Consider the following 6450-nt stretch of genomic DNA (forward strand, 5'->3'; position numbering starts at 1 on the left):
GGCTGGGCCTTCGGCCTGGTCGCCGGCCCCGGCGCGGCGGCCGGACCGTTCCATGTGGACCGGTGGCACGCGGTCGGCGAGGTCACCCTGCACAACGCGGCCGAGCTGCGGGCGCGGGTGGCCGCCCCGGCGGCCTGCTCGGACGGTGAGCTGCTGCTGCACTGCTACGCCCGGCTCGGGCCGGCCGGCGTCGCGGCCGCGGAGGGCATGTTCGCGCTGGTTGTCGTCGAGGACACCGCGGCCGGTCCGGAGCTGGTGCTGATCCGCGACCACGTCGGCGCCCGGACCGCCTTCCACGCCCGGGCCGGCGCCACCTGGGCCGCGGCGACCTCGCTGCGGGCGCTGCGCCGGTGGCCCGCGCTGGCCACCGGTCCACACCTGCCGGCCGTGCGGTCGTTCCTGACGTTCGCCTATCTGCCGGGTGCGGAGACGCTGCTGCGCGGGATCCACGAGACCCTGCCCGGGCGCTGCCTGCGGCTGCGGCCCGACGGGTCGCGCGTCGAGGAGACGTTCTGGGAGCCGGCCGAGGACCTCGACGAGCGCCCGCCCGGCGAGCACGCCGAGATCCTGCGGGCCCTGTTGGAGGACGCCACCACGCGCCGGCTGCCGGCGGCCGAGCCGGTCGGCGTGCTGCTGTCCGGGGGCGTCGACTCGAGCCTGGTCACCGCGATCGCGGCGAAGCGCCACGACCAGCCGGTTCGCTCGTACTCGATCAGCTTCGGCGACACCACGCCCAACGAGCTCGCCTACTCCGGGCTGGTGGCCGCGCACTGCCACACCGAGCATCGGGTGCTGACCGTGTCGGGGGAGCAGGTGGCGGCACGGCTGCCAGGGACCGTCGCCCTGCTGGACTGTCCCGTCGGCGACCCGCTGACCGTGCCGAACCTGCTGCTCGCCGAGGCCGTGGCGGCCGACGGCGCGCGCGTGGTGCTCAACGGCGAGGGCGGCGACCCGGTGTTCGGCGGGCCGAAGAACCTGCCGATGCTGATCTTCGAGCTGCACCGCGACGACCCGGCCCCGGACGCGCGGGCCCGCGCCTACCTCGACTCGTACCGCAAGTGCCTCGCCGACCTGCCGGTGCTGCTCACCGACGAGGTGCACGCCGAGCTGGCCGGCGCGCCGCCGCTGACCGACCACGTGGCGCCCTACCTGCGCCCGGACCGGATGCCGAGCCTGCTCAACCAGCTGCTGCACGCCAACCTGCGGACCAAGGGCGCGCACCACATCCTGACGAAGGTCGAGCGGCTCACCGCGGCGAGCGGCCTGGAGGGCCGGGCGCCGCTGTTCGACCGCGCGGTGGTCGACCAGGCCTTCCGGGTGCCGCCGAGATGGAAGCTCGCCGGCACGACGGAGAAGTGGATCCTCAAGGAGGCGGTCCGCGACCTGCTGCCGCCGACGATCGTGGACCGGCCCAAGAGCGGCATGCGGGTGCCGGTCCAGCACTGGCTGCGCGGCCCGCTGGCCGAGCTCGGCCACGACCTGCTGCTGGGGCCGTCGGCGAGCGGCCTGTTCCGGCGCGACACGATCCGATCTTGGTTGCGCCGCGAGGGCACGTTGCTACCCCGTCACGGAGGGAAGTTATGGCTGGTGCTGACGCTGGAGCTCTGGCTACGCTCGTTCGGCACGCCCTCGCGGTCGGCCGATCACTGAGGCCGCGGATTGAACCGGTTGGCCCACACACCCGTGTATGAGGGCGAGCCGAGCCGGCTCTTTCGTATCCACGCGAGCTGAGGAGAGAGTGCCGTGACACATCGTGGCCCGGTGGTCACCGCCGTCGTCGCAGTGGCTGGCCTGATCGGATTCATGACGGCCAACTCCGCTGGCGCGCTGGTCGAGAACACGGCCGGGGAGCAGCAGGACTCCGGGGTCGAGGTGCCGTCGCCGGACAACCCGCCGGCCGGCAACAACAACGACAACCCGCCGCCGGAGAAGCCCAAGGCGCCGCCGGCGGAGGGCGAGAAGGCCCCCGGCGGCGGCGAGGCCGAGGACAGCCCCGAGGCGCCGCCCGCGCCGACGTTCCCGGCCGAGGCCGCGTACGCCGGTGACGCGGAGGGCAGCGACCTCGCGATCGCCGTCGCGGTCAAGGGCGACGACGCCGCCGCGTACCTGTGCGACGGCGACACCGTCGAGTCCTGGCTGAAGGGCAGCATCGTCGACGGCAAGATCGAGCTCGCCGACAAGGCGAAGACGACCACGCTGACCGCCGAGCTCAAGGGCAAGCAGCTCACCGGAACCGTGGAGATCGCCGAGGAGACGTTGCAGTTCACGATCGCGGTCGCCAAGGACCCCGCGGGTCTCTACCGCGGGCAGAACGGCGAGACCACGGTCGGCTGGATCATCATGCCGAACGGCACCCAGGTCGGGATCGCGAACACCGGTGGCCAGGCCAAGCCCGCGCCGCCGCTGAACCCGGACGAGGGTGGCGTGATGATGAACGGTGAGCGTGTCGACGCCGAGGAGGTCGACGGCAAGACCACGTTCGGCTGACTCCGGACACGTACAACGCGCCAGGTCGGGGAGAGATGAGATGCGCCGGATGAGCACGTCGGACTTCGGGCCGGGTGGCCCACAGCCGGATGCCGACATGACACAGCCGGTCCAGCAGCACTGGACGTCGCCGCGTGCGGGGTGGGACGAACAACCTCCGCCGCAGCAGCCGGGGTGGGACGGGCCGGGTTGGGAGATCGAGCGGGAGCCGGAGCCGGAGGGCAACTTCGGCCGGGTCCTGGTCGCGCTCGGCATCGGCTCTCTCATCGCGATCGCCCTCGGCGTGTACGGCTCGTTGCACGAGCCGACCGGTGAGGCGATCAGCCTGGCAGGCTTCTCCAGTGGCCTGCACGCGAAGGCCTGGCTCGCGACGATCTCGTTCGCGCTGGTGATCGTGCAGCTGTTGTCGGCCATGGCGATGTGGGGCCGGCTGCCGGGCGTGCGTGGTGGCGGTCCCGTCTCGGCCAAGCTGCACCGGTGGTCCGGGCGGTTCGCCGTGCTGGTGTCGCTGCCGGTGGCCGCGCACTGCCTGTACGCGCTGGGCTTCCAGAGCTTCGACACTCGGGTGCTGCTGCACTCGCTGCTCGGCTGTTTCTTCTACGGGATCTTCGTCTGCAAGATGATCGTGCTCGCCCGCGACGACCAGAAGCCCTGGGTGCTCCCGGTGATCGGTGGACTCGTGTTCACCGGCCTGACGGCGCTGTGGCTGACCTCGTCGCTGTGGTTCTTCTCCAACGTCGGTGTGCAGTTCTAGGTGATTCTGGAGGTCGGGTAACCAATGGCGGACGACACGCGTGCCCAGGGCGTGCCGAGGCGGACAGCGGTGGCCGGTGCGGTGATGATCGCCGGCGCGACCGCCGGCTGCGCCCGGTATGCCGAACCCGCGGCCGAGACACCGCCAACCTCAGCGGCTGCGGAGGGCACCGTCCTCGGCGCCGCCGCGGACGTCCCGGTCGGCGGCGGGACGGTCTTCGCCGACCAGAAGATCGTGGTGACCCAGCCGGCCAAGGGCGAGTTCAAGGGCTTCTCCGCGGTCTGCACCCACACGGGCTGCGTCGTGGCCAAGGTCGCCGACGGCACCATCAACTGCGGCTGCCACGGCAGCAAGTTCGCCGTCGCCGACGGCTCGGTGAAGAACGGGCCGGCGGCCAAGCCCCTGCCCGCGCAGGAGGTGACCGTCACCGCCGACGGCAAGCTCACCACCGGTGGCGGCGGAGGTGCCCAGACGACCGAGCCGCCGGCCGAGGAGCCGCCCGCGGAGAAGCCGCCGGCCGACAAGCCGCCGGTCCAGGGGCTGGCGTCCACGAAGGACATCCCGGTGGGCGGCGGCAAGGTCTTCGAGAAGGAGCAGGTCGTCGTCACCCAGCCGGTCGAGGGTGAGTTCAAGGCCTTCTCCGCGACCTGCACGCACGCGGGCTGCGCGGTCAACGCCGTCCAGGGCGGCACGATCAACTGCCCCTGCCACGGCAGCAAGTTCGAGATCGCCGACGGTTCCGTGCGCACCGGCCCGGCCGGCAAGCCGCTGGGACTGCGCGGCGTCAAGGTCGAGGGCGACCAGATCACCCTGGCCTGACAGGTTCTCCGAAGGTTTCTCTGACGGCTTTCTCCGGCGGCGGTCTCACCAGCGGTGGGCCGCCGTCGGGTCGTCGGTGGGGAAGAAGCACTCCAGGCGGATCTCCTGCGCGGCGATGTCCTGCGGGGTGCCGACGGTGGTCACCATCGAGAAGTAGCGCAACGACCGGTCGTCCTTGGCGAACTCGACCGGGACGACGGGCAACAGGTCGGCGGTGAAGTCCGGCGCCCGCCAGCGCTCGGGCACGCCCGGCGCGGTGAGTACCTCCTCGAGCAGGGCGGTCGTCCGCGGGTCCGGGACGCCGCCGACCGCCTCGCGGTGAACCCGCTGGACCAGCGCCTGCGCCACGTCCGGCCAGTTCGCCACGTGCGGGCGCAGTCCTCGTGGGTCGAACATCAGCGTCAGCACGTTTGCCGCCCCGGCGGCCGGGCCGAGAAGCCAGCCGAACAGCGCGGCCGCGGACTCGTTGGTGCGCAACACATCCCAGTGACGGCTCAGCACCACCGCCGGGTAGGGCTCGTGCTGGGCCAGCACCCGGTCGATCGCCGCGCGGACCGGATCCATCGCCGGCTGGTCGAGATCGGTGTCCCGGTACAGCGGCGCGTACCCGGCGGCGAGCAACAGCTGGTTGCGGTCGCGCAGCGGCAGGTCCAGCGTGCTCGCGAGCGTGAGGACCATCTCCCGGCTCGGGCTGGCCCGGCCGCTCTCCACGAAGCTGACATGTCGCGGCGTCACCCGCGCCTCGGTCGCCAGAGCCAGCTGGCTCATCCGACGCACCTGCCGCCAGTACTGGAGCAGCCGCCCGACTGCCGGCCGCTCCTTCGCCTTCACCGCGGTCACGGACTCCGACGATAGCCAGCGGCCGGTGGGCCCGCACTTCCCTCGCAGGGAATTGAGGCGCCGCGGACGATCGGGACATGACGACACAGCAAGCGTTCCAGGTCCACACCCTCGACTCCGCCCCCGAAGCGGCGCGGCCGGCGCTGACCGCGCTCGAGCAGCGGATCGGCTTCATCCCCAACCTCGCCGCGACGATGGCCGGCTCGGCCGTGCTGATCAACGGGTTCGGCGCGCTGCAGGAGGCGCTGCGCGGCAGCGCACTGACCGGCGCCGAGCGCGAGGTAGTCGGCCTGACCGTCAGCCACGAGAACGCGTGCCGGTACTCCATGGCCGCGCATACGGTCTTCGCCCGCGGCCAGGGCGCGCCCGACGAGACCGTCGCGGCGCTGCGAGCCGGCACGGCCCCGGCCGACGAGCGGCTGCGCGCGTTGCACGAGTTCACCCTCGCCGTGCTGCGCGAACGAGGTCACGTCCCCGCGGTGCGCGTCGAGGCGCTGCGCGCGGCCGGGTACACCGGCGAGCAGGTCTTCGAGGTGATCGCCCAGATCGGCTACACCTGCGTCGCGAACTGGGTGGCCAACCTGAGCGACCCACCGCTCGACAACGCGTTCGGTGCCCAGGCCTGGAGCTGACTCACTCGGCGGACCCGTCGTAGCGCATCGCGCCGACCACGTTGCCCGACGGGTCCGCCACGAACACCAGGTCACCGACGCCGCTGATCGTGGACCGCGCCATCACGACCCGCCCTCCGGCGGCGACGGCGGCCTTGGCCACGGCGTCCACATCGGACACCGTGACCGTGCACTCGAACCCGACCGTGCGGGTGCCCGGCACCAGCTCGCGGCGTCGCTGCAGCGCACCCCGCGGGCCGGTGCCGGCGTCGGTCTCGATGTGGAAGAAGTCCGGCGGCCCCCACGGCTCGAACCGCCAGCCGAACACCTCCTCGTAGAACCTCTTGGTCGCCTCGACGTCGTCGGCGTTGAGCGCGAAGTGCGCGAGTTCTCCGTTCATGCGGCAAGCCTGACCGACGCAGGGGCTGGTGCGCATTCGACGATCGGGCACACAATGTCGAAGATGCGACATCTGATCCGGGCCTACTCGGTGGGCCACCCGCCCGGCGCGTTCACCCTGCCGACCGCGCCGGGCTGGCACCAGCTGCTGTACGCGAGCCGCGGCGTGCTGAGCGTGCACACCGGATCGGGTACCTGGGCGGTGCCGCGAGACCGGGCGGCCTGGATTCCCGTCGGCGACGTGCCGGAGGTGGTCGTGCACGGACGGGCCGGCGTGCGGGCGCTCTACCTGCCCGCCGAGCTGTGGGACCTGACCACGCCGTGCCGAGTCGTCGCGGTTCCGCCGCTGCTCCGGGAGCTGATCCTGCACCTCGCGCGGGTGTGCCCGCTGGACCTGTCGGTGCCCGCATACCGGCGACTCGCCGACGTGCTCGTTGACCACGTCGTCGACCTTCCCGATGCCCCGCTGCGCCTGCCGATGCCCACCGATCCGCGCGCGCTCGCCGTGGCGAACGCGCTGCTCGTCGATCCGGGCCGCGC

General features: G+C 72.4%; 8 protein-coding genes. 6 read left to right on the forward strand and 2 right to left on the reverse strand.

The features are described 5' to 3' along the window. From ACRDSK_RS30675 to ACRDSK_RS30690, 4 genes are all read left to right on the forward strand, one after another. Positions 1-1650, forward strand: a 1650-nt coding sequence (locus ACRDSK_RS30675; protein ID WP_431444885.1) for an asparagine synthetase B family protein, incomplete at its 5' end; no start/stop codon positions are given. Between the two features lie 93 nt (positions 1651-1743). Further along, a complete protein-coding gene (locus tag ACRDSK_RS30680; protein WP_431444886.1) occupies positions 1744-2487 on the forward strand; it encodes a hypothetical protein in 744 nt (247 codons plus the stop codon). A 97-nt stretch (positions 2488-2584) separates the two neighbouring features. Next, positions 2585-3241, forward strand: coding sequence for a DUF6529 family protein (locus tag ACRDSK_RS30685; RefSeq protein ID WP_431444887.1), 657 nt, complete (start codon positions 2585-2587; stop codon positions 3239-3241). Between the two features lie 24 nt (positions 3242-3265). After that, positions 3266-4060, forward strand: a complete 795-nt coding sequence (locus ACRDSK_RS30690) for a Rieske 2Fe-2S domain-containing protein (protein WP_431444888.1) — start codon at positions 3266-3268, stop codon at positions 4058-4060. 45 nt (positions 4061-4105) lie between these two features. Here ACRDSK_RS30690 and ACRDSK_RS30695 read toward each other — a convergent pair whose 3' ends face one another. Further along, the gene (locus ACRDSK_RS30695; protein WP_431444889.1) at positions 4106-4900 is read right to left on the reverse strand and encodes a helix-turn-helix domain-containing protein; all 795 of its coding nucleotides are present in this window, start codon (positions 4898-4900) and stop codon (positions 4106-4108) included. 77 nt (positions 4901-4977) lie between these two features. Here ACRDSK_RS30695 and ACRDSK_RS30700 point away from each other — a divergent pair, with 77 nt between their 5' ends. Continuing rightward, positions 4978-5532, forward strand: a complete 555-nt coding sequence (locus tag ACRDSK_RS30700) for a carboxymuconolactone decarboxylase family protein (RefSeq protein ID WP_431444890.1) — start codon at positions 4978-4980, stop codon at positions 5530-5532. Position 5533: 1 nt separating this feature from the next. Here the strand turns inward: ACRDSK_RS30700 and ACRDSK_RS30705 are convergent, their stop codons facing one another. Beyond that, a complete protein-coding gene (locus tag ACRDSK_RS30705) occupies positions 5534-5911 on the reverse strand; it encodes a VOC family protein (protein WP_431444891.1) in 378 nt (125 codons plus the stop codon). 63 nt (positions 5912-5974) lie between these two features. On the opposite strand from ACRDSK_RS30705, the gene ACRDSK_RS30710 reads away from it, so the two are divergent. Beyond that, positions 5975-6450: AraC family ligand binding domain-containing protein (locus ACRDSK_RS30710; RefSeq protein WP_431444892.1), on the forward strand; the 476-nt coding region annotated here is incomplete at its 3' end.

Source organism: Actinophytocola sp. (assembly GCF_050699915.1).
Taxonomy (GTDB): domain Bacteria; phylum Actinomycetota; class Actinomycetes; order Mycobacteriales; family Pseudonocardiaceae; genus Actinophytocola.

Bases quoted from the DNA above. Each gene is read 5' to 3' on its own strand.
- ACRDSK_RS30685 (WP_431444887.1), top strand. From the start codon at position 2,585: ATGACACAGCCGGTCCAGCAGCACTGGACGTCGCCGCGTGCGGGGTGG.
- ACRDSK_RS30690 (WP_431444888.1), top strand. From the start codon at position 3,266: ATGGCGGACGACACGCGTGCCCAGGGCGTGCCGAGGCGGACAGCGGTG.
- ACRDSK_RS30700 (WP_431444890.1), top strand. From the start codon at position 4,978: ATGACGACACAGCAAGCGTTCCAGGTCCACACCCTCGACTCCGCCCCC.
- ACRDSK_RS30705 (WP_431444891.1), bottom strand. From the start codon at position 5,911: ATGAACGGAGAACTCGCGCACTTCGCGCTCAACGCCGACGACGTCGAG.